At 41.0% G+C, this 25898-nt stretch carries 21 protein-coding genes; 19 read left to right on the plus strand and 2 right to left on the minus strand.

All coding sequences use genetic code 11. The features are described from left to right. Positions 1–26: 26 nt before the first annotated feature. The 8 genes from bhn_RS00890 to bhn_RS00925 all read left to right on the plus strand — a co-directional run bounded on the left by bhn_RS00890 (position 27) and on the right by bhn_RS00925 (position 7873). The gene (locus bhn_RS00890; RefSeq protein WP_071174932.1) at positions 27–467 is read left to right on the plus strand and encodes a YaaR family protein; all 441 of its coding nucleotides are present in this window, start codon (positions 27–29) and stop codon (positions 465–467) included. 10 nt (positions 468–477) lie between these two features. Further along, entirely contained in the window at positions 478–1524 is a 1047-nt protein-coding gene (locus bhn_RS00895; RefSeq protein ID WP_071174933.1) for a DNA polymerase III subunit, read from the plus strand. Beyond that, positions 1521–2459, plus strand: a complete 939-nt coding sequence (locus bhn_RS00900) for a PSP1 domain-containing protein (RefSeq protein WP_071174934.1) — start codon at positions 1521–1523, stop codon at positions 2457–2459. Before bhn_RS00895 ends, bhn_RS00900 begins: the two co-directional genes overlap by 4 nt. Then, positions 2446–3189, plus strand: coding sequence for a tRNA1(Val) (adenine(37)-N6)-methyltransferase (locus bhn_RS00905; protein ID WP_330393224.1), 744 nt, complete (start codon positions 2446–2448; stop codon positions 3187–3189). The genes bhn_RS00900 and bhn_RS00905 overlap by 14 nt, the downstream gene beginning before the upstream one ends. Beyond that, positions 3189–4040, plus strand: coding sequence for a 16S rRNA (cytidine(1402)-2'-O)-methyltransferase (gene rsmI / locus bhn_RS00910; protein ID WP_071174935.1), 852 nt, complete (start codon positions 3189–3191; stop codon positions 4038–4040). The genes bhn_RS00905 and rsmI overlap by 1 nt, the downstream gene beginning before the upstream one ends. Positions 4041–4054: 14 nt before the next feature. Then, positions 4055–5371: a glycoside hydrolase family 27 protein gene (locus tag bhn_RS00915; protein ID WP_071174936.1), complete on the plus strand. Its 1317-nt coding sequence runs from the start codon at positions 4055–4057 to the stop codon at positions 5369–5371. A 169-nt stretch (positions 5372–5540) separates the two neighbouring features. Then, positions 5541–7154, plus strand: coding sequence for a phosphoenolpyruvate carboxykinase (ATP) (pckA, locus tag bhn_RS00920; RefSeq protein ID WP_071174937.1), 1614 nt, complete (start codon positions 5541–5543; stop codon positions 7152–7154). A gap of 62 nt (positions 7155–7216) precedes the next feature. Next, on the plus strand, positions 7217–7873 hold the full coding sequence (locus bhn_RS00925) for a hypothetical protein (RefSeq protein ID WP_071174938.1): 657 nt from the start codon (positions 7217–7219) through the stop codon (positions 7871–7873). Positions 7874–7923: 50 nt separating this feature from the next. Here the strand turns inward: bhn_RS00925 and bhn_RS00930 are convergent, their stop codons facing one another. After that, complete coding sequence (locus bhn_RS00930) at positions 7924–9291, minus strand: MFS transporter (RefSeq protein ID WP_071174939.1); 1368 nt, start codon at positions 9289–9291, stop codon at positions 7924–7926. Positions 9292–9420: 129 nt separating this feature from the next. Between bhn_RS00930 and bhn_RS00935 the strand changes: the two genes are divergently transcribed. From bhn_RS00935 to bhn_RS00945, 3 genes are all read left to right on the plus strand, one after another. After that, positions 9421–12582 carry an alpha-mannosidase gene (locus tag bhn_RS00935; protein WP_071174940.1) on the plus strand — a complete coding sequence of 1054 codons (3162 nt, stop codon included), beginning with the start codon at positions 9421–9423 and terminating at the stop codon, positions 12580–12582. A 63-nt stretch (positions 12583–12645) separates the two neighbouring features. Beyond that, positions 12646–13437, plus strand: coding sequence for a hypothetical protein (locus bhn_RS00940; RefSeq protein ID WP_071174941.1), 792 nt, complete (start codon positions 12646–12648; stop codon positions 13435–13437). A 172-nt stretch (positions 13438–13609) separates the two neighbouring features. Next, the gene (locus tag bhn_RS00945; RefSeq protein WP_071174942.1) at positions 13610–15298 is read left to right on the plus strand and encodes a CehA/McbA family metallohydrolase; all 1689 of its coding nucleotides are present in this window, start codon (positions 13610–13612) and stop codon (positions 15296–15298) included. Here bhn_RS00945 and bhn_RS00950 read toward each other — a convergent pair. After that, a complete protein-coding gene (locus bhn_RS00950; RefSeq protein WP_071177375.1) occupies positions 15285–16190 on the minus strand; it encodes a helix-turn-helix domain-containing protein in 906 nt (301 codons plus the stop codon). The two genes, bhn_RS00945 and bhn_RS00950, sit on opposite strands and share 14 nt — an antisense overlap. Positions 16191–16225: 35 nt before the next feature. Between bhn_RS00950 and bglB the strand changes: the two genes are divergently transcribed. The 8 genes from bglB (at position 16226) to iolG (ending at position 25892) form a co-directional block, all read left to right on the plus strand. After that, a complete protein-coding gene (gene bglB / locus bhn_RS00955; protein ID WP_071174943.1) occupies positions 16226–17317 on the plus strand; it encodes a beta-galactosidase BglB in 1092 nt (363 codons plus the stop codon). A gap of 16 nt (positions 17318–17333) precedes the next feature. Further along, on the plus strand, positions 17334–18260 hold the full coding sequence (locus bhn_RS00960) for an ROK family protein (RefSeq protein WP_071174944.1): 927 nt from the start codon (positions 17334–17336) through the stop codon (positions 18258–18260). A gap of 16 nt (positions 18261–18276) precedes the next feature. Then, the gene (locus bhn_RS00965; RefSeq protein ID WP_071174945.1) at positions 18277–19941 is read left to right on the plus strand and encodes a hypothetical protein; all 1665 of its coding nucleotides are present in this window, start codon (positions 18277–18279) and stop codon (positions 19939–19941) included. 46 nt (positions 19942–19987) lie between these two features. Beyond that, positions 19988–21004, plus strand: a complete 1017-nt coding sequence (gene iolC / locus bhn_RS00970) for a 5-dehydro-2-deoxygluconokinase (protein WP_071174946.1) — start codon at positions 19988–19990, stop codon at positions 21002–21004. Positions 21005–21185: 181 nt separating this feature from the next. Continuing rightward, positions 21186–23117 carry a 3D-(3,5/4)-trihydroxycyclohexane-1,2-dione acylhydrolase (decyclizing) gene (gene iolD / locus bhn_RS00975; RefSeq protein WP_071174947.1) on the plus strand — a complete coding sequence of 644 codons (1932 nt, stop codon included), beginning with the start codon at positions 21186–21188 and terminating at the stop codon, positions 23115–23117. A gap of 28 nt (positions 23118–23145) precedes the next feature. Then, positions 23146–23925 carry a 5-deoxy-glucuronate isomerase gene (locus tag bhn_RS00980; RefSeq protein WP_071174948.1) on the plus strand — a complete coding sequence of 260 codons (780 nt, stop codon included), beginning with the start codon at positions 23146–23148 and terminating at the stop codon, positions 23923–23925. A 32-nt stretch (positions 23926–23957) separates the two neighbouring features. Continuing rightward, entirely contained in the window at positions 23958–24854 is an 897-nt protein-coding gene (gene iolE / locus bhn_RS00985) for a myo-inosose-2 dehydratase (RefSeq protein WP_071174949.1), read from the plus strand. A gap of 27 nt (positions 24855–24881) precedes the next feature. Beyond that, entirely contained in the window at positions 24882–25892 is a 1011-nt protein-coding gene (iolG, locus tag bhn_RS00990; RefSeq protein ID WP_071174950.1) for an inositol 2-dehydrogenase, read from the plus strand. Positions 25893–25898 lie beyond the last annotated feature (6 nt).

The following is a 25898-nucleotide window of genomic DNA, read 5'->3' on the forward strand; positions in this document are numbered from 1 at the left end:
AACGACATGGTTTGAGGGGTCAAATTATGGATATAAAGATCAATAATGTCGTACAGCCGACACAAACTGCAGCACCTGAGCAGGTCCAAGAGGCGAATGGAGATTTTAAGTTTGTTCTAACCAGCAAGCTGGAAGACACAAATCTTGCAGAGCGCCTCAATTTGATGATGCAGGATATTGTCCAGCAGGGTGAGAGAATATCCAAGAGAAATGACATCAAGGATATGCAGCGCTACAGAGTGCTTATAAAAGATTTTTTAAATGAAGTTGTCACAAGATCTCACGCCTTTTCAAGAGAGAATTTCCTTGATAGAAAGGGAAGACACAGAGTTTATGGAATCATCAGGCAAGTAGATGATGAGCTCGATGCTCTTGCTAAGGAACTTGTTAAAGATGAGAAGGACAATATTGGGATACTGGCCAAGATAGGTCAGATTGAAGGACTTTTGTTGGATATTTTTACTTAAGGGGAACGAAATGGCGGATTTTTCCGATATCATAGATCAAGTTCAGATGAAAGAGCACATGCAGAATGCGCTCAAGACAGATAAGGTGTCACATGCCTACATCATATCTGGTGAGAATGGTTCGGGAAAAGAGTTTATCGCACGTATATTTGCAAAAGCACTTCAATGTGAGAACAGACAGGACAAAAAAGGCTTTATCGATGGATGTGATGAATGTCCATCCTGTGTGAAAGCCTTAAGCGGAAGTCATCCGGATATCATTACTATCGGACATGAGAAACCAGGAAGTATTGGTGTTGATGATATAAGACATGGTCTTAGAGATGACGTAGTCATCAAGCCATATGAGAGCAAGTACAAGGTCTATATTATTCCAGAGGGCGAAAAAATGACTCCGGCAGCACAAAATGCGCTGCTTAAGACATTAGAGGAGCCACCTTCATACATTGTTATCATAATTCTTACTAATAATATCAATGCATTTCTCCCAACAATCATAAGTAGATGTATTGTTCTTCCTATGAAGCCAGCACAGGATGATTCTATCAAGAAATACCTGATGGAAGAGTGTCATGTAGTTGACTATAAGGCTATGCTATGCGCTTCTTTTGCAAGGGGAAATGTAGGCAAGGCCATAGATCTGGCTTCAAATGAGAAGTTTGAAAATCTAAAAGATAGTACAATTGAGCTCTTTGCAAAGCTTAAAAACCTAGAGATCCATGATATGATGGACCGGGTTCATGAAATACTTGCACCTTCTGATGAAGAAGATAAAGCAAGCAAAAAGAATATTGATCCCAAAAGTCTTGAAGACTTTATGGATGTTTTTATATTCTTATTTAGAGATATGCTGGTTTACAAAGCCACAGAGAACGAGGATCACTTGATTTTCTCTGATAAGATATCGTATATTAGAAGTGTTACAGAAAAATGTGATTATGAACAGATCGATCAGATGCTAAAGAATCTAGAGATAGCGAAAAATCGTATAGGTTCAAATGTTAATATAGATCTTGCATTGGAGCTTATGCTCCTTGCAATTAAGGAGAATTTATGACAAAAGTAATCGGCGTCAGATTTAGAACTGCCGGAAAGATATATTTCTTTTCACCAGGTAAGTATGTGATCAAAAAGGGCGATCACGTTATTGTAGAGACAGCTAGAGGTGTTGAATACGGAACAGTAGTAGGCGAGCCAAAAGATGTTGAGGATGACGAGGTGGTTAAGCCACTTAAGCCAGTTCTCAGAACAGCCAGCACCAAAGATGATGAACAGGAGAAGGCTAACAGAGAGAAAGAAAAAGAAGCTTTCAGAGTTTGCCTTGAAAAGATCAAGAAGCATAATCTTGATATGAAGCTCATAGATGCAGAGTACACATTTGATAATAATAAGATCCTTTTTTACTTTACAGCTGATGGACGAATCGACTTTAGAGAATTGGTAAAAGATCTTGCGGCAGTATTCAAGACAAGAATCGAGCTTAGGCAGATTGGTGTTAGAGATGAGACCAAGATCATAGGTGGTTACGGAATCTGCGGTAGACCACTTTGCTGTCACTCTTATCTTTCAGATTTTGTGCCGGTATCAATCAAAATGGCCAAGGAGCAGAGCCTTTCACTTAATCCAACTAAGATTTCAGGTGTATGTGGAAGACTTATGTGCTGCCTCAAGAATGAAGAAGATGTTTATGAAGAGCTCAATCGCAAGATGCCTAGCGTTGGAGATATCTGTAAGGCCAATGACGGACTTGAAGGTGAGGTTTCAAGCGTAAATATCTTGAGACAGACTCTCAGAATCCTCGTAGATGTTGATGATGAGAAGGAAGTTCACGAGTACAAGCTCGAAGAGATAGAACAGATCAAAAAGAAACCAAAGAAAAAGAACCAAAACGGTGGCAAGAAAAATTCTCAAGAAGACGCTGAGATAAAAGAGCTTGAAAAACTTGAGAAGATCGAGAAACAGGAAGGAAAGTCAAAGCTTGGGGACAATTGATCTTAAAAGCGGAGAAAGACTGGATGATCTGCAGAGAAACGGATATAGGATCATACAGGATCCAGAAAAATTCTGTTTTGGTATGGATGCAGTTCTTTTGACAGGGTTTGCAACTGTTCCGGATGGTGGCAGTATGCTGGATTTGGGAACAGGAACAGGAATAATACCTATACTTATGGCAGCCAAGACCAAGGCAGATAGGATTGTAGGTCTTGAAATACAGAAAGAAAGCTCCGAGATGGCTGGTAGAAGTGTGATTCTAAATGACCTGCAGAACCGTGTAGAGATCATTCATGGAGATATTAAGGAGGCAGGCGATTTATTCGAGGCTGCCTCTTTTGATGTAGTAACATGCAATCCGCCATATATGATAGGTGGGCATGGCCTTAAAAATCCTGATGGACCTAAGGCCATAGCAAGACACGAGATATTATGCGATTTAGAGGATGTGGTTAAGGCAGCAGCAAGATGCCTTAAGCCTGGAGGCAAGTTCTATATGGTACACAGACCATTTAGGCTGTCAGAGATCATTGTCTTGATGCATGATTACAGGGTGGAGCCAAAAAGGATGAGGTTAGTGCATCCTTTTGCAGATAAAGAGCCAAACATGGTCCTGATAGAAGGCGTTAGAGGCGGAAAGTCCAGAATGACAGTGGAAGCACCGCTTGTAGTCTATGAAAGTCAGGGCAAGTACACACAGGAAATATACGAGATATACGGGTATAAATAATGCAGGGAAAGTTATATTTGTGCGCAACTCCCATCGGAAATCTTGATGATATGACTTTTAGAGTATTAGAGACTCTAAGAAGTGTTGATCTGATAGCCGCTGAGGACACGAGAAACAGCATAAAACTGCTAAATCATTTCGATATCCACACTGAAATGACTAGCTATCATGAGTACAATAAATACGATAAGGCCAAGTGGCTTATCGAGAAAATGCTTGAGGGAACGAATGTTGCTCTCATAACTGATGCAGGAACACCAGCTATTTCAGACCCGGGAGAGGTTCTTGTCGCTGAATGTCACAAAAGCGGTATTACTGTAACATCACTTCCGGGACCAGCTGCTTGTATTACAGCGCTTACGCTTTCTGGTCTTCCAACCAGAAGATTTTGTTTTGAAGGTTTTTTACCATCTCTTGAAGACAAAAAAGATAGAAAAAGAATTCTTGAAGATTTGAAAGATGAGAGCAGGACTATGATTATATACGAGGCTCCTCATCACTTAAAACAGGTTCTAAATGACCTGTATGAAACGCTGGGAAATAGAAGAATTTCCATATGTAGGGAGCTTACCAAGAAATTTGAAGAGGTGAACCCTACAACATTGGAAGATGCCATCTCTTTTTATGGAGAAAATGAGCCAAGAGGCGAATATGTACTAGTTATCGAGGGGAAGAGCCTTAAGGAGCAGGACGAGGAAAAGAGATTATCCTGGCAGGAGATGAGCATTGAAGAGCATATGAAGTTTTATGAGGATGCGGGGGTTCCTCATAAAGACGCCATGAAGAAGGTTGCAGCCGACAGAGGAGTCGGAAAAAGAGAAATATATAAGGCACTATTAGAGAATGACTGAAGTTGGAGGTTTTTATGGGAGACAAGTATTATGTAGCAAAAAGGCCACCTATGGGATGGAACAGTTGGGATTGTTACGGAGCAAGCGTTACTGAAGAGATTCTTCTTGGAAATGCGCAGTACATGGCAGAGAATCTGGAAAGATTTGGCTGGGAGTATATCATCTGTGACATTCAGTGGTATGAACCACTGGCTGATAGCCATGAATATCACAAATTTACTGAGCTGGAGATGGATGAACATTCAAGACTTATTCCAGCGGTTAACAGATTTCCATCATCAGCTGGTGGAAAAGGCTTTAAGCCAATAGCTGACAAGATCCATGATATGGGGCTTAAGTTTGGTATTCACATCATGAGAGGTATTCCAAGACAGGCAGTTCACAGAAACACACCAATTTTGGGAACAGACGCTACAGCAAGGCAGATTGCACATCCAGCATCTATCTGTCTGTGGAACACTGATATGTACGGTGTTGATGCCAAGGCAGAGGGGGCGCAGGAATATTACAACTCACTGTTTAAAATGTATGCAGAGTGGGGTGTAGACTACGTAAAGGTAGACGATATCGCAAGAGTAGATTGTGGACCAGATGCGCCAGGAGCAGGATTTAGCGAGATTGAGCTCATCAAGAACGCAATTGAAAACTGCGGAAGAGAGATGGTTCTTAGCCTTTCACCAGGACCAGCAAGGGTTGATCAGAAAGACTTCCTTCTTACCAATGCAAACATGTGGAGAATGACAGACGATTTCTGGGATAAGTGGGAACACTTATATGGAATGTTTGAAAGATGTCATGCATGGCAGGGCATTGGATGCAAGGATCATTGGCCAGATTGTGATATGCTTCCACTTGGACATCTGTGCGTTTGCAATAACGAGAATGGAAAACAGGGGCATTACACACATTTCACCCATGATGAACAGAAGATTCTCATGACACTTTGGTGTATATTCAGATCTCCACTTATGTTTGGTGGTGAGATGAGAGATAATGACGAGTTCACAAAGAGTCTTTTGACCAATGAAAAGCTTCTGAACATGCACAAAAACGGAAGAAAAGCCAGACAGGTCGAAAGAAAAGACGATGTTGTAGCATGGAAGAGCATCTCAAAAGATGAAAAGATCTACATTGCAATTTTCAATATCAGCGACTCAAAAAGAAAGTACAAGCTTAAATTAAAAGATTTTGGACTTCCAAAGAGTAAAAAGTATGACGCTATAGAAATTTGGACCAACGTTTCCGAAACTTTGGAAAATGGAAAGAGGTTTGAGCTGGCGCCACACACAGTTGTTTGCTACGAAATCGAAGCGTCAGAAATGTTAAAATAATGCTAGGTTTTAACAGGAATTTTATAGATATTTTCTGTCAAAAATCTTGTTAAAAGTTTGACTTTGTAGTATAAAAGAAGTATCGGGCGCAGAATTCCCGTTTGATAATAGTGAAACTGCGAATCACGTATTCGTAACAAAAAAATATTAAAGAAAAGAGGATAGCAAAATGGCAAATATCGATTTAAGCCAGTATGGCATCACAGGTGTAAAAGAAGTTGTTTACAATCCTTCATATGAAGACCTTTTCAAAGATGAGATTGATCCAAGTCTTACAGGTTATGACAAGGGTGTAGAGACAGAGCTTGGTGCTGTTAATGTTATGACAGGTATCTATACAGGTCGTTCACCTAAAGATAAGTTCATCGTTGAGGATGAGAAGTCAAAGGATACAGTATGGTGGACATCTGAGGAATATCCTAACGATAACCACAGAGCATCACAGGCTGCTTGGGATGCTTGTAAGAAGCTCGCTGTAGAAGAGCTTTCAAACAAGAAGCTTTATGTAATCGATGGTTTCTGCGGAGCAAATGCTGATACACGTCTTTCAGTACGTTTCATCGTAGAGGTTGCTTGGCAGGCTCACTTCGTAAAGAACATGTTTATCCGTCCTACAGCTGAGGAAGAGGCTAACTTCAAGCCTGATTTCGTTGTTTACAACGCTTCTAAGGCTAAGGTTGAGAACTATAAGGAGCTCGGACTTAACTCTGAGACAGCAGTTCTTTTCAATGTAACAAGCAAGGAGCAGGTAATCCTTAATACTTGGTACGGTGGAGAGATGAAGAAGGGTCTCTTCTCTATGCAGAACTACTTCCTTCCACTTCAGGGCATGGCTTCAATGCACTGCTCAGCTAACACAGATATGGAAGGTAAGCACACAGCTATCTTCTTCGGTCTTTCAGGAACAGGTAAGACAACTCTTTCAACAGATCCTAAGAGACTCCTCATCGGTGATGACGAGCACGGTTGGGATGACAACGGTGTATTCAACCTTGAAGGTGGTTGCTATGCTAAGGTTATCGGCCTTGATAAAGAGTCTGAGCCAGATATCTACAACGCAATCAAGAGAAATGCTCTTCTTGAGAACGTAACAGTAGATGCTAACGGTAAGATTGACTTTGATGACAAGAGCGTTACAGAGAACACTCGTGTATCATATCCTATCGAGTTCATCGACAAGATTGCTCAGAAGGTAAATAAAGTTTCTGCTGGTCCAGATGCTGAGAACGTAATCTTCCTTTCAGCTGATGCTTTCGGAGTACTTCCTCCTGTATCAATCCTTACACCAGAGCAGACACAGTACTACTTCCTTTCAGGATTCACAGCTAAGCTTGCTGGAACAGAGAGAGGAATCACAGAGCCTACACCTACATTCTCAGCTTGCTTCGGTCAGGCATTCCTTGAGCTTCATCCTACAAAGTACGCTCAGGAGCTTGTTAAGAAGATGCAGAAGTCAGGAGCAAAGGCTTACCTTGTTAACACAGGTTGGAACGGAACAGGTAAGAGAATCTCTATCAAGGATACACGTGGTATCATCGATGCTATCCTTAACGGTGATGTTCTTAAGGCTGAAACAAAGAAGATCCCTTACTTCGATTTCGAAGTTCCTACATCTCTTCCAGGAGTTGATCCTACAATTCTTGATCCTAGAGATACATATGCAAATGCATCTGAGTGGGAAGAGAAGGCAAAAGACCTTGCAGCTAGATTCCAGAAGAACTTTGTTAAGTACACAGGAAACGAAGCAGGTAAGGCACTTGTATCAGCTGGTCCTCAGCTCTAATAAATTAAACATTCAAGGGCTGTCACGAAAGTGGCAGCTCTTTTTTGTAAAAGGAACTTGCTATGGAAAACATATTTGAGTACGCACCAATAATCTATATGGATAAAAAAGAGCCAATAAGTATCAAAAAAGTTGGCTATCGTATATATGAAAAAGACGGAGAAAGAAGCGATTCTTTTAACAGATCTTTTGATTTCCAGAATCACAAAGGAACTGTAAAAGTTATAGAATATGCGTATTATCTGGACTACGACATTCAGCACTTATATGACCTTGAGCACATCTGGATCTATCTTGATAAAGAAGGAAAAGTCGTAGGAGCAGAAGGAAGCTATCACGGAAGATTTTTAAATGCGATCCTCTTTGATGTCACAGGCTTTGCAGAAAAGGGCAAGAGAATTAAAATGTACTCTCAGCCAGGAAAACACGCAATGCTAGCAGCCCCTAGACTGATGTTTTTGTATCCTGAACTGTACGAAAGCTGTCAGAGACTTGCTGGAATCAGTGGTCTGGACGCCCCAGAGAGATACCTAACAGATATCCACATCACAGAAGAAGAGAATCAAAAGGTTATCAAATACATAAGAGACAACTTTTCTTTTGAGCCCACCATGGAATTTGAAGAATATGTAATTTCAGAAGATGACTACATGCCATGGAATGAGCTTGCAGAGAAGATTCCAGAATTTATTCAGAAGCAATTAGATATAATTCTTTGAATTAAAAAGCCTACTCACAAAAGTGAGTAGGTTTTTTGGTTCAACACTTATTAAAATTCATCAGAACCCTTAAGTTCTTTTATCTTAGAAAGGATCATCTTTTCGTTATAGGCAAAGAATATGCATGCGCCGATAAAGCAGCAGATAAAGGCAACAACTGCAGTTGTGCGGTAGCTTTGCTTGGTCTCGGCAACAGTAACAGAAGTGAAAGTTACAAGGGCAAGAGCCTGGCCAAGTTTAAAGGCAAAGGTTCTGGCAGCAAAGAACATACCGCTTCTATCTTCGCCTGACTCTAATCTTGTAAGCTCAGCAACATCTGCAACGCAGGCTTGAGGAAGGATTCCAAGTATTGCCATTGGAATGGCAGCAGTTACTGCGATGATAAATCCCCACTGAAGTCCCTTTCCACAGAAAGAAGTAATTGCAAATACGCAGCAATATGAAAAGAATCCAAAGATGATAAGGCTCTTTTTGCCAATCTTTTTTGCAAGGATGTTAACCACAGGATACAGAAGAACACTGATAAATGTCATGGTCGCTGTCAAAAGGAATGTCCAAGTATCCTCAATCTCCATAAGCTTGGTCTCGTAGAAGGCAAGACCAGTCTGGAAAAGAGTAAGTGCAAAGAAATAGATAACATCGCTGTAGACAAATCGTCTAAATTGTCCATTTGAAAAAGTCTTACCCAGAGACTTGAAAGGCTTGGTATCGCTAGGCTTGCTGTCAATGTAATCGCGCTCCTTGATGTAGAAAGCAGGAATCATCATTGAGATGCAAGCGATGGCAGCCATGATAGCTACTGCAAGTCTGATACCGTCCTTTTGTCCTGCCAAAGAAGTAAGAGCTCCAGCGAGGTTTGGTAAGAGGAATGAAATACTCTGACCAACGATAAATGTAAATGAGATATAAGTTGAAACATTTATCCTATGCTGCTGTGTATCTCCAAGCTCCGCGATCAGCGCATTGTATGGAGTGCAGAACATAGTCATAAACAAATAGAAAACAAGTAAAAGTATAAAAAGAACAAGATCATTAACTACGATATTTCCAGTTTGTGGGAGAACGAAGAGACCTATTGTACAGAGGGCAAAAGGAATTGCCATTGCACGAAGGAAAGGAATTCGTCTTCCTTTTTTGTTGGTACATCTGTCAGACCAGCCAGCAACAAGAGGATCAGTGATTGCGTCAAAGATTCTGCCGGCTGCAAGAACAAGACCAAATAAAGTAAGTTTAAAAATGATAGGATTTTGCGTAATTCCCGAAGCAAAAATTCCTGTGTTTGGATTTTGTGCATCAGGGCTACCCGTGTAGTAATAGACCATCCAGTTAGATACGACACCAGATAAAAGGCTCCATCCAAACTGTCCTAAAGCAAAGATCCAGAGTAATTTGTTAGTGATAGGCTTTAACTGTTTCATGTCAAAAAGTCCTTTCTATTTTATAAAAACTATTATACACCAAACCAGTTTCCAATAATATTTCTATTTCTTTTTTGAAGAAAAAGGTTATTATGTTTTTATGTAAAAAATTAAGGCAGGAAACTTTTAATGGGAAATTTGGAGAAGTACAACAAGATTAAAGCTACGCTTGAGAAACTGGAAAAAGACATTTTTTCAAACGTAACACCAATTGAAGAAGTGATGACAGATGAGGGTCTCAAGATATTGTCAGTTCCGTATGGCAAAAGAGACGCTCTCTTTGATGATTCATTAGATTGGAAAGAATTTGAACCAGGTGGGGTATGGGGAGAACCAGATAAACACTACTGCTTCAAGGTGACAGTACATATTCCGGATTCATTCGAAGGAAAAGAAGTTTTATTCTTCATGTCCACAGGTGCAGAAGATATCTGGAATACTAATAATCCACAGATGCTGGTTTATGTAAATGGTGTAAGACGCTGTGGTATGGATATGAACCATAACAGTCTCACTATATTTGACAAAGAGGACTGGAAAAACAATAAAGATAGAACTGTAGAGATCAGAATATATGCATATTCCAATCTTGATAAAAACGAAAACTATCTAAGCCTTACACTTGCAACCAGAAACGAAGAAGTGCAGAAATTATACTTCGACATGAAAGTCCCATTCGAGGCAATGCAGGCCATGCTTGGGATTCCGTCATCCAAACGTGAATCAGTCCTTGATACAACTGCGGGCGCATTTGAGGAACAGAATAAAAACGTGGAGATTACTGAGGAAACATTCACAGGGTTATCCACAAAGCTATCCACAACTGGGGAAAACTCAGTGGAAATAATTTTAAATCAGCTGTTCAAAGCCAGTAATTTACTGGGTGTGGACTATGTGGAAAATGCAGACGCGGCAATCAACAATTGTGGAAAACTCATCGAGAGTTCCGATTATCTCAGGGCTAATCTATATGGCATTGTGGATAACTCTGTAACAGTCAAGAGCACAGGACATACCCATATTGATGTTGCCTGGAAATGGCAGATCAGACAGACTAGAGAGAAGGTAATCCGCAGCTACTCTACTGTTATGGAACTTATGAAAAAATATCCTGAGTATAAGTTCATGGCTAGTACTCCACAGATGTTTGAGTTTGTAAAAGAGGAAGAGCCAGAGCTTTTTGAAGAGATAAAAGAAAAGGTAAAAGAAGGTCGCTTTGAGCCAGAAGGAGCTATGTGGCTGGAGGCAGATTGTAACCTCACATCAGGAGAGTCCCTTGTAAGACAGATCCTTTACGGAAAAGAATATTTCAAAAAAGAATTTGATGTGGATAGTAAGATACTTTGGCTTCCAGACGTATTTGGATACAGCGGAGCACTCCCGCAGATCCTCAAAAAGAGTGGAGTTAAGGCATTCATGACAACGAAGCTTGCCTGGAATGATACTAACAGAATGCCAAATGATCTTTTCATCTGGGAAGGAATCGACGGCAGCAGTATTCCAACCTACATCATCACAGCATGTGACTATGACAAGGCTGTCGAAGCCAATGAAACAGGAAAGATCCTGAATTACACATACAATGGAAGGCAGAATGCATCTCAGGTAATGGGAACATGGGAAGCCTTCAGGGAAAAAGACATAACTGATACAGTTCTCGAAGTTTACGGCTACGGTGACGGCGGCGGCGGCCCAACATGGGAAATGCTTGAGATGGACAGACGCCTTCACATGGGAATTCCTGGAATTCCAAAGACAGAGCAGGGGCTGGTGTCAGAGTTCTTTGAAGATCTCCTTGATAGGATCAAGGATAATAGCGACGTTCCTACATGGAATGACGAGCTCTATCTTGAGTACCATAGAGGAACCTATACTTCTATCGGCAAGAACAAAAAGAATAATAGAAGATCAGAGTATCTCCTTGCAGAAGCAGAGCTTCTTTCAGTCTATGCCTACCTTAAAGGGCAGGCTTATCCTGCAGATCAGATAAAAGAACTGTGGAAAAAAGTAATGCTCAATCAGTTCCACGATATACTTCCAGGCTCATCAATTGAGGAAGTGTACATAGATTCTGATAAAGACTACGCTGAGATCAAGTCAGCCGCTGAGAAGATCGTAGCTAACGCAGTAGAAAAAAGCGGATTAAAAGATAACAAAAAGTGGATAAGTCCTTCAGAAAAAGATTCAACTGTGGACAAGAAGCTTACGCTTACAGAAACTGGCGATGAGACAGTAGTAGAAAACAAGTATTACATCATATCTTTTGACAAAAATGGTGAGATCTACAGTCTTTTTGACAAAGAGATAGGAAAAGAACTGAGGCATAGCGAGAAAGAACCCCTTAACAGACTTATCGCTTTTGAAGATAAGCCAAAAGAGTATGATTGCTGGAATATTGATGACACTTTTGAAGATGTTTCATGGAATATAACAGGCCTTGATAGCATCATAGCTAGAAGGGAAAGTGGAAAAGTAATCATCTCTATTTCAAGAACCTTCAGGGATTCAAAGATAAACCAGGATATTGTAGTTTATGCTGATAGCAGAAGGATTGATTTTGTTACAAAGGCTGACTGGCATGAGCACCAGACTTTATTAAAGGCAGCATTTCCTGTAGATGTTCAGACAGACAAGATAACCTGCGAGATCCAGTACGGAAACATAGAGAGAAACTTGAAGAGAGAAACTAGCTGGGATAAAGCAAAGTTTGAGTGCTGCGCTCATAAGTGGATCGATATGTCAACCAAGGCGGGAGAAAGCTACGGCGTTGCAATCTTAAATGACAGCAAATATGGCTATGATTCCAAAGAAAACCTCATGAGACTTACACTTATTAAATCAGGAATCTTCCCTAACCCTAACGCAGATCAGGGACAGCACGAGTTCACCTATTCTCTTTTCCCACACCTGGGTGATTACAGGCAGGGGCACGTAATAGAAGAGGCTAGAGCACTCAATGAGGAGAGCCACTATTCTCAGGCAAAAGAGCTTGTGGAAGCCGTAAGAAACAGCATCTTCGAACTCAAAGACTCAGAAGGTGTCTATGTTGAGGCTGTTAAACTTGCAGAAAGTGGTGATGGCATCATAGTAAGACTCTATGAAGGACATGGAAAGAGCGCAGAAGTGACTGCAGCTGTATTGAAAGAATTTGATATAGTTCCTAGGGAAGTTTATGAGTGCGATCTCCTTGAAAACCGCATAGACACAGGTATCACATATGATGCTATGACAAAAGAAATGAAATTTGGATTAGAAAAGTTTGAAATTAAGACAATAAAAATTTTGCTTTGACCGTAAAATACGCTATAATATATTAAGAAAAAGTTAACCGGGGTGAATAATTGGGGGTTTACCATGGCACTAAATATTTCAGAAGTAGTAAGTGCAGTTAATAAATATCTGTATTCAATCTCTGATGTAGCTAAGGCTACATCAGATTCTTCAAAGACCGCAAAAGCCGGTGAAGAATCCATATTTCAAAAATACTTAAATAATGCAACGGAAAATGCGGTAGCTTCTGATGACACACAGGCAGCAGAGGTTGTCGCAGCAGTAGCTGCTGATCCTAAGACAGGTGCAGCTGCGACACCTACAGTACAGACTGATGATTTAAGCCAGAAGATAAATAGTGTTTTTGATAATATGAATCTTGAATCCAAGATACTTAGTAACTTAGAATCAAAATCCGTGGATATTAAGTCAGAGATCACCAAAAACATTGCATCTCATACGGTGGATGTTAAGGCAGAGCTTGTTGATAATATGGCAAGTCACAACAGGCTTAATGAGATTCGAGAAGAGGTGGTCAAAGAAGTATCACCATCAACCACATCAACTGATGGAGATGCTTCATCAAATTTCAACGCTTATAACGGGCTTCTTGGTTCAGGAGCATTAAAGGAACTTGCAGATTCATCATACTTTACATCCAATCTGGTTCAGAGTTCCATAACAAATGCGGATGATCTAACGAGCAAGAAAGATGCTGGAAACATGACAATAGCGGATCTAAATACTAATTCACTTTTGTCAAACACGCTAGGCAATTCCTTCTCAGCACTAGATTCAAACGACTATACATCGGCTCTTGTAAACTCTTATAAAAATAATAGCGCATCTAATGCATTGTTTGATTTTACTGTTTAAGAGCATCACAAAAAATGCAATATTTTTTATGATTAAACATAAAAATCGCGTAGATAATGCACATAATTGACACTAAAATGTATGATATGGAGATATGGTAGGACTCTATGTCATACATTTTTCTTTTTATAACACCTTGGCAGTTCTATTTGTCAGGAGGAATAGATATAGCATGAGTAAAGAAACAAAGTTTTTATCAATTGCAATAGGTCTTTTACAGGGTAAGCTCGCTGAGGAAGGCGTTGACGATCCAGTAGTAAAAGAAATGAATGCAGACAGACTCTATGAATTTACCAGTTTTGCTGTTACAAACTTTGGAGGTAAGATTTCAAAGAGAACCAATAATGTTGATTACGATGCCAAGAACGACAGAAACAGATTCCATAGAAATGGAATTCTTGAAGGCGCTACTGATCTTGGTAGTTTGATCGTAGAGACAAGATGCGACGGAGTAGGAACACCTGCTCAGGTCAAGCTCTTCAAACTTCTTGAAGGCGAGACACCAGAAACATTTAATAGGGTTAATGGTAAGATCACTATGATCCGTGATATGACTGGATTTGACGGTGTTCTTTCCAGAAAGCTCTCGGAAGGAACATATGTAGTTGAGATCTCAAAGGGTAGTGAGTATGAGATCATCACAGACAGCCTTGAGATCAAGACTGGTGAATATACCAAGAAGCTTTATGACCTCAACAGATTCTACAATCTTTCAAAAGAAGGCTGGATCGCAGGAGACCTTCATCATCACAGCGTTTATTCAAGCCCTGTTTACGCAGGAGATGACGATGTAGTTGAGACTCCACAGGAAATAGCAAATTCAATGATGGCCATGGGACTTGAGTACGGCGCACTTAGTGATCACCACAACGTCCTGAACCATGAAGCATGGAAGGCTGGGAAAAGAGATAACTTCACACCTATAGTGTCCAAGGAAATTTCAACTTCCAACGGACATGTTATGGCTATGGGTGTAGATGAAGATGTAATATACGACATTCCACAGGGTGATCGTAGAACAGACGAGTTCCTGAGAAATGAATTCAGACGTGTTACAACACAGATCAAGGAACTGGGCGGACTTCCACAGATCAACCATCCTAGAGATCTGTCAGTTTCAATATCCTGGAATCCAAATTTTTATGATATGATCGATATCTTTGAGACCATGGAGATTTGGAATGGATCTAACCCAATGATGGCCGGAAGTACCAATGATCTGGCTTACAAGCTGTGGCTTACACTTATGCAAAGAGGATTGCTTCTTCCAGCAACAACGGGAAGTGATACACATAATATAGCTGCAGATGATTATCACATTCTATTCGATCAGATCATGGATACAGTTGATATCATCAAGGCTTCAGAAAAAGAGCTCGAAGAAAAATATAAAGATGAGCTCCACGTATTTAAGCTTATTACAGAGAGTCTTTTACCTATCCTTGAAAAATGGGCTGAGACAAACCTCACAAGCGGCGGAGTCAGAACCTATATCAATATCGAAGGTGAAAGAAATCAGGAAAATGTCTTAAAGACATTAAAGAGTGGTCATAGCTTTTTGACTAACGGACCAATCCTGATCCCAACTGTAAATGGCAAAAAGCCTGGTGAGAAGCTTGAAAAGTCAGGAAAACTTGATATTGATATTAAGCTCCTTGCTAACACAGAGCTTAAGAAACTCCTTATCTGTACTGAGAATGGAACATTTAAGGAGATAGATTTAAAAGCAAACAAAGAAAAAGGCTTCTATGACTACAGCATGCACATAAGTGAAGATGTAGAAGAAGCCAAGTATGTATTCTTTATTGCTAAGAGCGATTGTACAAACCTTGCTATCAGCAATCCTGTTATTTGTTGTTAGTGATCGCGGTCTGTCTGTACTGTCTGGGACTTGTTCCTGCAACCTTATTAAAGATTCGGTTGAATTGTGAGAAAGATGCAAAACCGCATTCTTCTGAAATAACAGAGATTTTCTCATTGGATGAAACAAGCCTGTACTGTGCGTTCTTGATCCTGGTAAGCTGAATGTAGTTGGAGAGGTTGAAGCCTGTAACCTGCTTGAACTCTCGTGACAAATAGCTAGGGCTCACAAAGAACTGATCAGACAGCGAGTTAAGTGAAATATCTTCACTGAAATGGTTATGAATGTAGGATGAGATCTCATACATCTTTTGCTCGATGGAGCTGTAGCTCTGATCATTGGTGTAGAGATTCTTGTCCTTTAAATCATAAAGAGTATAAAGAAATTCCTGGAACTTAGTGTGAATATAAAATTCATCTGCAGGATTTCCGTAATACTGGTGCTCTTTAGAAAATACAAAGAGCGAATTCAAGATGCTTATAAGTTTTTGCCTGTCTTCAAGGCTAAATCTGAAGATTGGGACTTCATTGTTGAAAGGACTGAGAATTTTCTCATAAGCTTCGGCAGTATCTGGATTATGAAGCTCATACATAAAGTCAATAATGATTCTCTTGCTGGGCTCGCCCTTGTAATACACAGATTTGTGCATGACAGAAGGCGCCAGTAACACAATGTCTCCCATGTGGATATTGTAAGGAGTTCCCTCGATAAGGTGGGTTGCGTTAGGCGCAAGCAGTATCATCATCTCGTAATATGGATGCAGATGCTGGAATTCCATATTGATAGAGGCATCCCTCTTATCATAATCAATGTAATAAAAGATGTTGTTAGGGATGTTGTTGATGATTATATAATGATTGTCTTCATAAAAAATACTGTCATCTATAAGCATGTGATTAGTATATATGAAAAAAAGAGAGGTAGCAAATGAAAGTCGATAATGAATTAATAACAAATACTCTGAAGGTTCTGGCAGATAGTTTCCAGAAATTCCTCTATGAGGATGATGAGTTCTTTTTGGAAAATATGAAATCCAAGAATCTTGCTGGAGATGATGTATCAAGATACCAGCACTGGGAGTGGACTCAGGGAGTAGGACTTTACGGACTTTTGCAGCTCTTTGAAGAGACAGGAAATCAGAATTACTACGACTTCCTTGATAAGTTCTATGATAAGGAGATCTCACTTGGACTTCCTGCAAAGAATATTAATACGACAGCTCCACTTTTGACATTGTCATTTTTGTTAAAAGAAAAAGAGAATGCTGAATATAGAAAAGTATGTCATGAGTGGGCAGAGGCCATCATGAAAGATTTCGTAAGAACAAAAGAAGGCGGCTTCACTCATAGAACATCTGACAGTGAGAATAACGAAGAGCTATGGGATGATACACTGTTTATGACAGTTATGTTCCTTGCTAGTATGGGCGAGATCGAAGACAACGATGAGTACAGAGAAGAAGCAAGGTATCAGTTCCTTCTTCACATCAAGTATCTTACAGACCGCAAGACAGGACTTCTTTTCCATGGATGGACCTTCAACGGAAATCATAACTTCGCAGAAGCTCTTTGGGGCAGAGGAAATTGCTGGTTTACAATGGCAATTCCAGAGTACCTTTCAATTGCTGATGTAAAGGGAGCAGACAGAAGGTTCCTTATCGGTGCTTTGGAACGCCAGGTAGAAGCTCTTGAGAAATACCAGGATGAGAGCGGAATGTGGCATACACTTGTAGATGATCCAACATCATATGTTGAGACAAGTGCTACATGTGGATTTGCCTACGGAATATTAAAGTCAGTTAGAATGGGACTTATTGATCCTAAGTATAAAGAGGTTGGACTTAAGGCACTTGATGCAGTGCTTTCAAATATTGCAGAAGATGGAACAGTCAACCAGGTATCCTACGGAACTCCAATGGGTAGAGAGTCCAAAGACTTTTATAAGACCATCGAAATCAAGCCAATGCCATATGGACAGGCCCTCGCAATGTTATTCTTGTTGGAAGCATTGAAAGCGTGAATTATTGAGGTGTGAGATGTACAGAGTTGGAGTGGATGTAGGTGGAACCAATATTGCGATCGGAATTGTTGATGAAACCTACAAGATTGTGGACAAGACTGGTGTTAAGACATCAGAAGCTAGTAGTCCAGAAGAGATGATCAAAGCCATAGCAACAACTGTAAAGGAGTTGATTGCTAGGAATGGTTTAAATGAATCCGATATCGAATCCATCGGTGTTGGGGTTCCGGGAACGGCTGAGCTTGATACAGGCAAGATCATGTATGCTAATAACCTGGGATTTGAGGATGTACCATTTTTACCAGAGCTTCAGAAGGCTCTTGGTGAGAAGCTTGGAAGTGTTACTTGTTTTGACAATGATGCTAATGCAGCGGCAATTGGTGAGTACATTACAGGCGGTTATGATGCAAAAAATTTTGTGATGGTCACTCTTGGTACCGGAATCGGCGGCGGGATCATCATTGATGGCAAGGTTGTGAGAGGTATCAATTACGCGGCAGCAGAGATCGGACACATGACAATAAATGTGGAAGGAGCGGAGTGCAACTGCGGAAGACGAGGATGCTTTGAAAACTACGCATCAGCAACAGCCCTTATAAATCAGGCAAAAGAAGCTATGCAGGTAGATGACATGGATGGCGAGAAATTCTTTGGTCTTGTAAGAGAAAAGAATGAAACAGCGCTCAAAGTCCTGGACCAGTTTACAACTTATCTTTCCGAAGGTCTCATAGACATAATAAACATCCTGCAGCCGGAAGTACTTGTTTTAAGTGGCGGTATTACAAGGGCAGCAGATCTTTTTATTGAACAGGTGAGAGATAAGGTCAGCAAAGGCGTATATTCAAGAACCAGCAAAAAGAATACATTCATCACTGTGGCAAAGGGAATCGCAGACGCAGGAGATGTAGGAATAGTAGGAGCAGCACTAATTAGCAAAGGTTGAATAAAAGAGGCATATTATGGAAAAACATTATCAGATTATTTTAAAGGACACAGAAGAAAGAGTATATGAGTCCATGCGTCAGCAGATCATGGATGAGAATAATCCTAATCAGGGAGCATTTCTTGATGATGATCATATCTTGGATGCGAAGTACACCATCTATAGAACAGCTTCTATGATGGCTCTTTATTGCAATAGCGACAGTGAGCTTTACAGAAGCAAAGAGCTCTTAAACAGGATCAGACTTGGCTTTAAGTTTGCCAAGATGATGCAGCATGAAAGCGGACTTTATGACTATGTAACATGTAACTTCAATTCCGCTCCAGATACAGCTTTTTCAATCAAGAAGCTCATGCCGTTTTTCTTTTACCTTAGAGATATCGTAGGAGACAAAAGAACTGCTGAAGAAAATGAGATGTTCGAGACAATGAATGAGATCATTGAGAAGGCAGCTCACGGTATCATGACTGGTGGCTTCCATACTCCAAATCATAGATGGGCAATTGCTTCAACACTTATGGAATGTGCCAAGATCTATGACAATGATGACATGAGAGCCTGTGCAAACAGATATCTTGCAGAAGGAATCGATTGCAATGAAGACGGAGAGTTTGCAGAGAAGTCAGCAGGTAACTATAACAGAGTAAATAATGACGCTATGATCACACTTGCTGAGGCAACAGGTGATGCTTCCTATGAAGATTATGCAGTTAGAAACCTTTACATGATGCTTCATTACTGGGAACCAGACGGATCAGTTTATACAGCCAACTCAACAAGATTTGATAAGGACCGTCTCTCATATCCTACAGATTATTACACTGAATATATGCTCATGGGTCAGCGTCACAACGTGCCTGAGTTCTATGAGATGTGCAACAGCATTATAGATATTTGTCAGTCCAAGAATCTCTTAGCTCCTGACTGCCTCATTTATTTCATGTGGTATCCAGAATGGAGGACGATCGAGCACGATGGACTTTACAGCAATCCTGATTACCACGTATTTTATAAAAACTCAGGTATCGCCAGAAATAAATCTGGAAGATATACATATACAACCATGAGCGGCAAGTCAAACTTCCTTTATTTCCACAACGGAAGCATCAAGCTTGAGATGAAGGTTGCAGGAAGCTTTTGTGAACACAGAGCCTTCAAGGCAGATACCATCGAGGAAATTCCTGGGGGAGTACACCTTCACCAGACAATGCATGGTTGGTATTACCTGCCATGGAGCGCAGACAAGATTCCAGAGACCAACGACTGGTGGCAGATGGACAATGCAAACAGAGACAAGAAGATGGGACCAGACATGGATATTGATGTTTGGGTAACAGAGTCTTCTGAAAAAGATGGAATCGATGTAAGGGTTAAGACAAGCGGTGTTGATGGAGATCCTTGGAGAATCGAGCTTGCATTTACCGGAGCAACATTCATTGAAAATGATCACCTTGCTATGCACCTTTCAGGCAACGAAGCTCTCACAGTAAAAGATGGAAACGTAGAGCTTTCAAACAGCAAGGATACACTTGTTATTGGACCAGCTTTTGGAACTCACAGATTCATGGAGGGTAAAGAGGACTCTGAGCTGAGAAATGCAGGCGCATCAACAGTTTACTTTACTGATTACACAGGATTTGATCATACTATCACAATTAGAAATAAAAGAAGTCAGTTCTAAATTATCTACATAATAATGTATTGGGGAATACAAAGGGGATAGAAACATGAAGTATTTAGAATTTGATAGCACAAGGAAGATGGACATAGTTTTTCTTGGAAGGATTGCAATTGATTTCAATCCGGTAGACTATTTTCATCCATTAGAAGAATGCACAACATTCAAGAAGTACGTCGGTGGATCACCGGCTAACACTTCAATTGGTGTCACAAGACACGGCCTTAAGGCAGGCTTTTTTGCAAAGGTATCTGATGACCAGTTCGGAAATTTCGTAGTGAATTTTATGAACAAAGAAGGCGTGGATACATCCCACATCACAAGATGTGCAAATGGCGAGAAGCTTGGTCTGACATTTACAGAGATACTCTCACCAACAGAGAGCAGTATCCTCATGTACAGAAATGATATTGCAGATCTTCAGCTTTCAGTTGAGGATATAGATGAAGACTATATCAAAAACAGTAAGGCACTCCTGATCTCAGGAACATCCCTTGCTGAGAGCCCTTCAAGAGAAGCTGCTTTGAAGGCTGTTATGCTTGCCAAGAAAAATGGCACGAGAGTCATTTTTGATGTGGATTACAGAGCATACAACTGGAAAAATGACGACGAGATCTCAATCTACTACGCAGCAGTTGCCAAAGAAGCAGATATCATCATGGGTTCAAGAGAGGAGTTTGACCTCACCCAAAAGCTCATTATGCCAGGCTTGAACGATGAAGAGACAGCAAAGTACTGGTTCTCACAAAATGCCAAGATCGTTTTGATCAAACATGGTAAAGAAGGCTCAACTGCCTATACGAAGGACGGCGAAAAGTATTCAATAAAACCATTCCCGGTAAAAGCACTTAAGGGATTTGGCGGCGGAGATGGATACGCATCAGCTTTCCTCTATGGAATATTCTCAGGCTGGGACATGATCGATTGCCTTGAATTTGGTAGCGCTGAGGCATCAATGATGGTCAAGAGCCACTCTTGTTCAGAGGAACTTCCAACTACAGAAGAAGTCAGGAAATTCATAGAAGAAGAGAAAAAAGAATATGGTGAAATGATTGCAAGAGTTTGATGACAAAAAATGCAATCTTTTTATGAAGTCATCATAAAAAGCGCGTAGAATATGCACAATAATAAAAATAAAATGTATGGTATAGGGTAACAATTACGCTCTATATCGTACATTTTTTTGTTTTGGGAAATTACAAAGAGCGTGATCAAGGGGTATAGCAAATTTAATATAGGAGAAGGTCATGGAGAAAACTATAAAGCTTACAACAGCTCAAGCGCTGGTTAAGTTTCTTGACCAGCAGTATGTTTCCTTTGATGGTAAGGAGACAAAGTTTGTAGAGGGGATATTTACAATCTTTGGTCACGGTATCGCTGTAGGACTTGGGGAAGCCTTAGACAGTGATCCGGGAAAGCTTAAGGTCTTTCAGGGAAGAAATGAGCAGGGGATGTGTCATACCGCCTGCGCATTTGCCAAGCAGCATAACCGCAGAAAGATCATCGCTTGTTCATCCAGTGTAGGTCCAGGTGCCGCAAATATGGTAACTGCCTGCGCAGATGCGACAGTCAATCATATTCCACTTTTAGTATTCCCAGCAGATACATTCGCATCAAGACAGCCAGATCCTGTTCTTCAGCAACTTGAAGTAGAGGGTTCACTGGCAGTAACGACAAATGATGCATTTAAGCCAGTCTGCAAGTATTGGGACAGGATAAACAGACCTGAACAACTCATGACAGCAATGATAAGCGCCATGAGAGTTTTGACAGATCCTGCAGAGACGGGTGCAGTATGCATTTCGCTTCCACAGGATATCGAAGGCGAGGCCTATGACTATCCGGAGTACTTCTTTAAAAAGCGAGTTCACAAGATCGTTCGCCAGGCAGCAGCTTCAGAAGAGATAGAAGATATTGTTTTAAAGATCTCTAAGGCAAAAAAACCACTGGTAATAGTTGGCGGAGGCGCTAAATATTCAGAGGCTGGCGAGACAATAGAGAAGTTCTGCAGCTCTTTTAACATCCCGTTTGGTGAGACTCAGTCTGGAAAGAGCGCTTGTAAGTCATCTGATCCTATGTGCCTTGGAGGAATCGGTGTAACAGGTACAGCTGCTGCAAATCAGATTGCCAAAAAAGCAGATCTTATCATAGCTCTTGGCACAAGGCTTTCTGACTTTACAACGGGGTCAAAGAGACAGTTCAAGCAGGGAGTATCGGTTGTTACCATAAACGTAAACCGCTTTGACGCATACAAGATGGATGCAACAAAGGCTGTTGGTGATCTGAAAGAAACTCTTACATTGGTTACAGCAGAGCTCAAGAAAAAGAAATATAAGAGCGCATATAAAGATGAAATAAAGACTGCAAAACAAAATTGGTCAAAGGAAATGAAAAAACTTGCAGGCATTGTTTATACAGGCGATAAGTTCAAACCAATGATCGAAGCAAGGGATCCTAGAACACTTCCTGAGTTCCATAAATTAACAGGAGCTACATTGACACAGACAGCAGCTATAGCTGCAGTCAGACGAAATATTGATGCAAATGCAAACATTGTTACAGCTGGCGGATCGCTTCCTAGCGATCTTCAGAGAATGTGGACTACTGACGAGAGAGGCGCTTACCATGCAGAGTATGGCTATTCATGTATGGGATATGAGGTGGCAGGAGCGCTTGGAGTCAAGATGGCTGAGCCCAAGAAGGAAGTCTATACATTTCTTGGAGATGGAAGCTTTTTGATGCTCCACAGTGAGATTGCAACAGCAATGCAGGAAAAAGCCAAGATCAATATCTTAGTATTTGATAATTGCGGATTTGGATGTATCAACAATCTGGAAATGACCCATGGTATTGGCTCAATGGCAACCGAGTTCAGGTATAGAGACCGAAATGGAAAGCTGGCCGGAGACCTTATTCCTATCGATTATGCCATGATCGGTAAGGGATACGGACTTAAGACCTACACAGTAAGAACTGTGGAAGAGCTGGAGGAAGCAGTAAAAGATTCTAAAAAGCAGAAAGTATCTACTCTCATAGACCTAAAGGTAATGCCAAAGACCATGACTGATGGTTACGATTCATGGTGGGATGTAGGTCTTGCAGCAGTATCTACAAGTAAGAGTGTAAGGGCCTGCCGCAAAGATGTAGAAGAAGGTAGAGCAGAGGCTCGTAAATACTAATAAAACTTTTTTAGAGAAGGGGAAAGCTATGGGAAAGGTTTTTGGTTATCCTGAGTTTGATGACAAGGGCGAAAAGATCCTGACGACTTATGATAACGACTATAAAGACATGATGATGGACATCAGAGTATTCCGTATGTCCGAGGGCCAGGTAAAAGAATTTGTGAAGCCCAAAGAGGAGATGGCAGTTCTTTTGCTAAAGGGAAAACTAAAGTATTCCTGGAACGGTCAGGAAAAGGAAGTGTACAGAAAAGACGTCTTCACAGACGGGCTCTATGCGCTTCATGTTTGTAAAAACACCAGGGTTACAGTTACAGCAGAAAGTGATGCAGAGATTCTTGTTCAGTGCACTGACAATGAAAAGGAATTTGATGCTAAGTTCTATGATCCAGATAACACGCCGTGGATCTACTCTTGCAAGGACAAGTTCGGGGGAACTGCAAAAAGAAGAGTGAGCACCGCCTTTGATCATGAGACAGCGCCTTACTCAAACATGGTTCTTGGAGAGGTTTTAAATGACCCGGGAAACTGGTCAGGATACATACCACACACACATCCACAGCCAGAGACCTATTATTTTCTATTCGACAGACCGGAGGGGTTCGGCGCAAGCTTCGTAGGAGATGAGGTCTTCAAGAGTGTTGACGGTAGCTTTTCAGCAATTCCAGGTGGAAAGGTCCATCCGCAGTCCTGCGCACCAGGATTTCAGATGTACACCTGCTGGATGATCAGACATCTGCCAGGAAATCCATGGACCGACAGGATTGATGATGAGAGATACACTTGGCTGTATGACTACAAGGGGTAAAAGACTACATAGACAACAAAGGGGAGAAAGTAATGTTAGATAGTAAGAAGGTATCACTGGGCATCGCGCCTATTGGCTGGACCAATGACGACATGCCAGATCTGGGAAAAGAAAACACATTTCAGCAGTGCATCAGCGAGATGGCACTTGCAGGCTTTAAGGGCTGCGAAGTAGGAAGCAAGTATCCAAAGGATGCAGAAGAACTAAAGAAGGCACTTGATCTTAGGGGTATTCAGGTGTGCAATCAGTGGTTCTCCTCATTTCTTTTGACAAAGCCATATGAAGAGGTGGAAAAAGAGTTTGTGGAACAGCTTAATTTCCTGAAAGCTCTCGGAGCTAAGGTAATAGGGGCCTCAGAGCAGAGTTATTCTACTCAGGGAAAACTGGATCAGCCAATCTTCGAAGGAAAATATGTCATGAATGACAAGGAATGGGACAGACTTATAGACGGACTCAATCGGCTTGGCAAAGTCGCCAAAGATAACGGTATGACATTAACATACCATCACCACATGGGTACTGTGGTTCAAACAGAAGAAGAGATCGATAGATTCATGCGCATGGTAGATCCTGAGCTTGTCTATCTATTATTCGATTCAGGACATCTGTCATTTGCAGGAATTGATCCAGAGCCAATCCTTGCTAAATATGCAAAGAGAGTTAAGCATGTACATTTAAAAGACATAAGAACAGCTAAAGTTAATGAGGCAAGAGAGAACAAGTGGAGCTTCCTAAAAGGCGTACGAGAGGGAGTATTTACCGTACCTGGAGATGGTGACGTGAATTTTGCTCCACTATTCAGAATATTGGAAGCAACGAATTACGAAGGATGGGTAGTTGTAGAAGCAGAGCAAGACCCTGCAAAAGCTAATCCGTTTGAGTATGCGCTCAAAGCTCGTAAGTACATCAGTGAAAAAACAGGGTTATAAGCAAAAACAATTTAAAGGGGAAAAAATATGGTTACAGTAGGAATTATCGGCGCTGGCCGAATCGGAAAGGTACATGTACAGAGTATTAGCAATAATGTTCCAGGAGCCAAGATCAAGACACTGGCAGATCCATTTATGAATGATGAAACTGCTAAGTGGGCGGAAGGCATGGGAATAGAGAAGGTAACAAAAGATTATAAGGACATCATCAATGATCCTGAGATCCAGGCAGTACTCATCTGCTCATCAACTGATACTCATGCGCCTATTTCTATAGAGGCAATAAACGCAGGAAAGCATGTCTTTTGCGAAAAGCCCATAGATCATGATGTAAACAAGATCCATGAAGTCATTGATGCATTAAAAGGCAAGAACCTCAAGTATCAGGTAGGCTTCAACAGAAGATTCGACCATAACTTCAGGGCAGTACAGGCAGCAGTTGCAGCTGGCAAAGTTGGAGATCCTCAGATCATCAAGATCACATCAAGAGATCCTGAACCACCTTCACCAGCATATGTTGCAGTATCTGGTGGAATGTTCATGGATATGACAATTCATGACTTTGACATGGCCAGATTCCTTGCAGGATGCGATGCAGAAGAAGTATATGTTCAGTCGGCAGTTTTGGTCGATCCGGAGATTGGCAAGGCTGGCGATGTAGATACAGCCGTTATCACCATCAAAATGAAAAACGGAGCTCTTGTAGTAATTGATAACTGCAGAAAGTCAGTATATGGCTATGATCAGAGAGCAGAAGTATTTGGTTCAAAGGGAATGGCAGCAATCACTAACGACGCCCAGTCAAATGTGACAGTGTCAAATCAGGATGGGGTAACAGGAGAAAAGCCTCTTTTCTTCTTCCTTGAAAGATATATGCAGGCTTATTCAGATGAGATCAAGTCCTTTATTGATGCAGTTGAGAATGACACAGAGACAGCTGTTGGCATTGAAGATGGTCTTAAGCCAGTACTTATGGCAATGGCAGCAAATCTTTCTGTAAAAGAACACAGACCAGTAAAGCTTTCAGAGGTCGAGTAAGGGGGA

The sequence above is a fragment of the Butyrivibrio hungatei genome (assembly GCF_001858005.1).
GTDB lineage: Bacteria > Bacillota > Clostridia > Lachnospirales > Lachnospiraceae > Butyrivibrio > Butyrivibrio hungatei.

Coding starts and splice junctions, on each gene's coding strand:
- bhn_RS00890 (WP_071174932.1), top strand. CDS start 27: ATGGATATAAAGATCAATAATGTCGTACAGCCGACACAAACTGCAGCA.
- bhn_RS00895 (WP_071174933.1), top strand. CDS start 478: ATGGCGGATTTTTCCGATATCATAGATCAAGTTCAGATGAAAGAGCAC.
- bhn_RS00900 (WP_071174934.1), top strand. CDS start 1,521: ATGACAAAAGTAATCGGCGTCAGATTTAGAACTGCCGGAAAGATATAT.
- rsmI (WP_071174935.1), top strand. CDS start 3,189: ATGCAGGGAAAGTTATATTTGTGCGCAACTCCCATCGGAAATCTTGAT.
- bhn_RS00915 (WP_071174936.1), top strand. CDS start 4,055: ATGGGAGACAAGTATTATGTAGCAAAAAGGCCACCTATGGGATGGAAC.
- pckA (WP_071174937.1), top strand. CDS start 5,541: ATGGCAAATATCGATTTAAGCCAGTATGGCATCACAGGTGTAAAAGAA.
- bhn_RS00925 (WP_071174938.1), top strand. CDS start 7,217: ATGGAAAACATATTTGAGTACGCACCAATAATCTATATGGATAAAAAA.
- bhn_RS00930 (WP_071174939.1), bottom strand. CDS start 9,291: ATGAAACAGTTAAAGCCTATCACTAACAAATTACTCTGGATCTTTGCT.
- bhn_RS00935 (WP_071174940.1), top strand. CDS start 9,421: ATGGGAAATTTGGAGAAGTACAACAAGATTAAAGCTACGCTTGAGAAA.
- bhn_RS00940 (WP_071174941.1), top strand. CDS start 12,646: ATGGCACTAAATATTTCAGAAGTAGTAAGTGCAGTTAATAAATATCTG.
- bhn_RS00945 (WP_071174942.1), top strand. CDS start 13,610: ATGAGTAAAGAAACAAAGTTTTTATCAATTGCAATAGGTCTTTTACAG.
- bhn_RS00950 (WP_071177375.1), bottom strand. CDS start 16,190: ATGCTTATAGATGACAGTATTTTTTATGAAGACAATCATTATATAATC.
- bglB (WP_071174943.1), top strand. CDS start 16,226: ATGAAAGTCGATAATGAATTAATAACAAATACTCTGAAGGTTCTGGCA.
- bhn_RS00960 (WP_071174944.1), top strand. CDS start 17,334: ATGTACAGAGTTGGAGTGGATGTAGGTGGAACCAATATTGCGATCGGA.
- bhn_RS00965 (WP_071174945.1), top strand. CDS start 18,277: ATGGAAAAACATTATCAGATTATTTTAAAGGACACAGAAGAAAGAGTA.
- iolC (WP_071174946.1), top strand. CDS start 19,988: ATGAAGTATTTAGAATTTGATAGCACAAGGAAGATGGACATAGTTTTT.
- iolD (WP_071174947.1), top strand. CDS start 21,186: ATGGAGAAAACTATAAAGCTTACAACAGCTCAAGCGCTGGTTAAGTTT.
- bhn_RS00980 (WP_071174948.1), top strand. CDS start 23,146: ATGGGAAAGGTTTTTGGTTATCCTGAGTTTGATGACAAGGGCGAAAAG.
- iolE (WP_071174949.1), top strand. CDS start 23,958: ATGTTAGATAGTAAGAAGGTATCACTGGGCATCGCGCCTATTGGCTGG.
- iolG (WP_071174950.1), top strand. CDS start 24,882: ATGGTTACAGTAGGAATTATCGGCGCTGGCCGAATCGGAAAGGTACAT.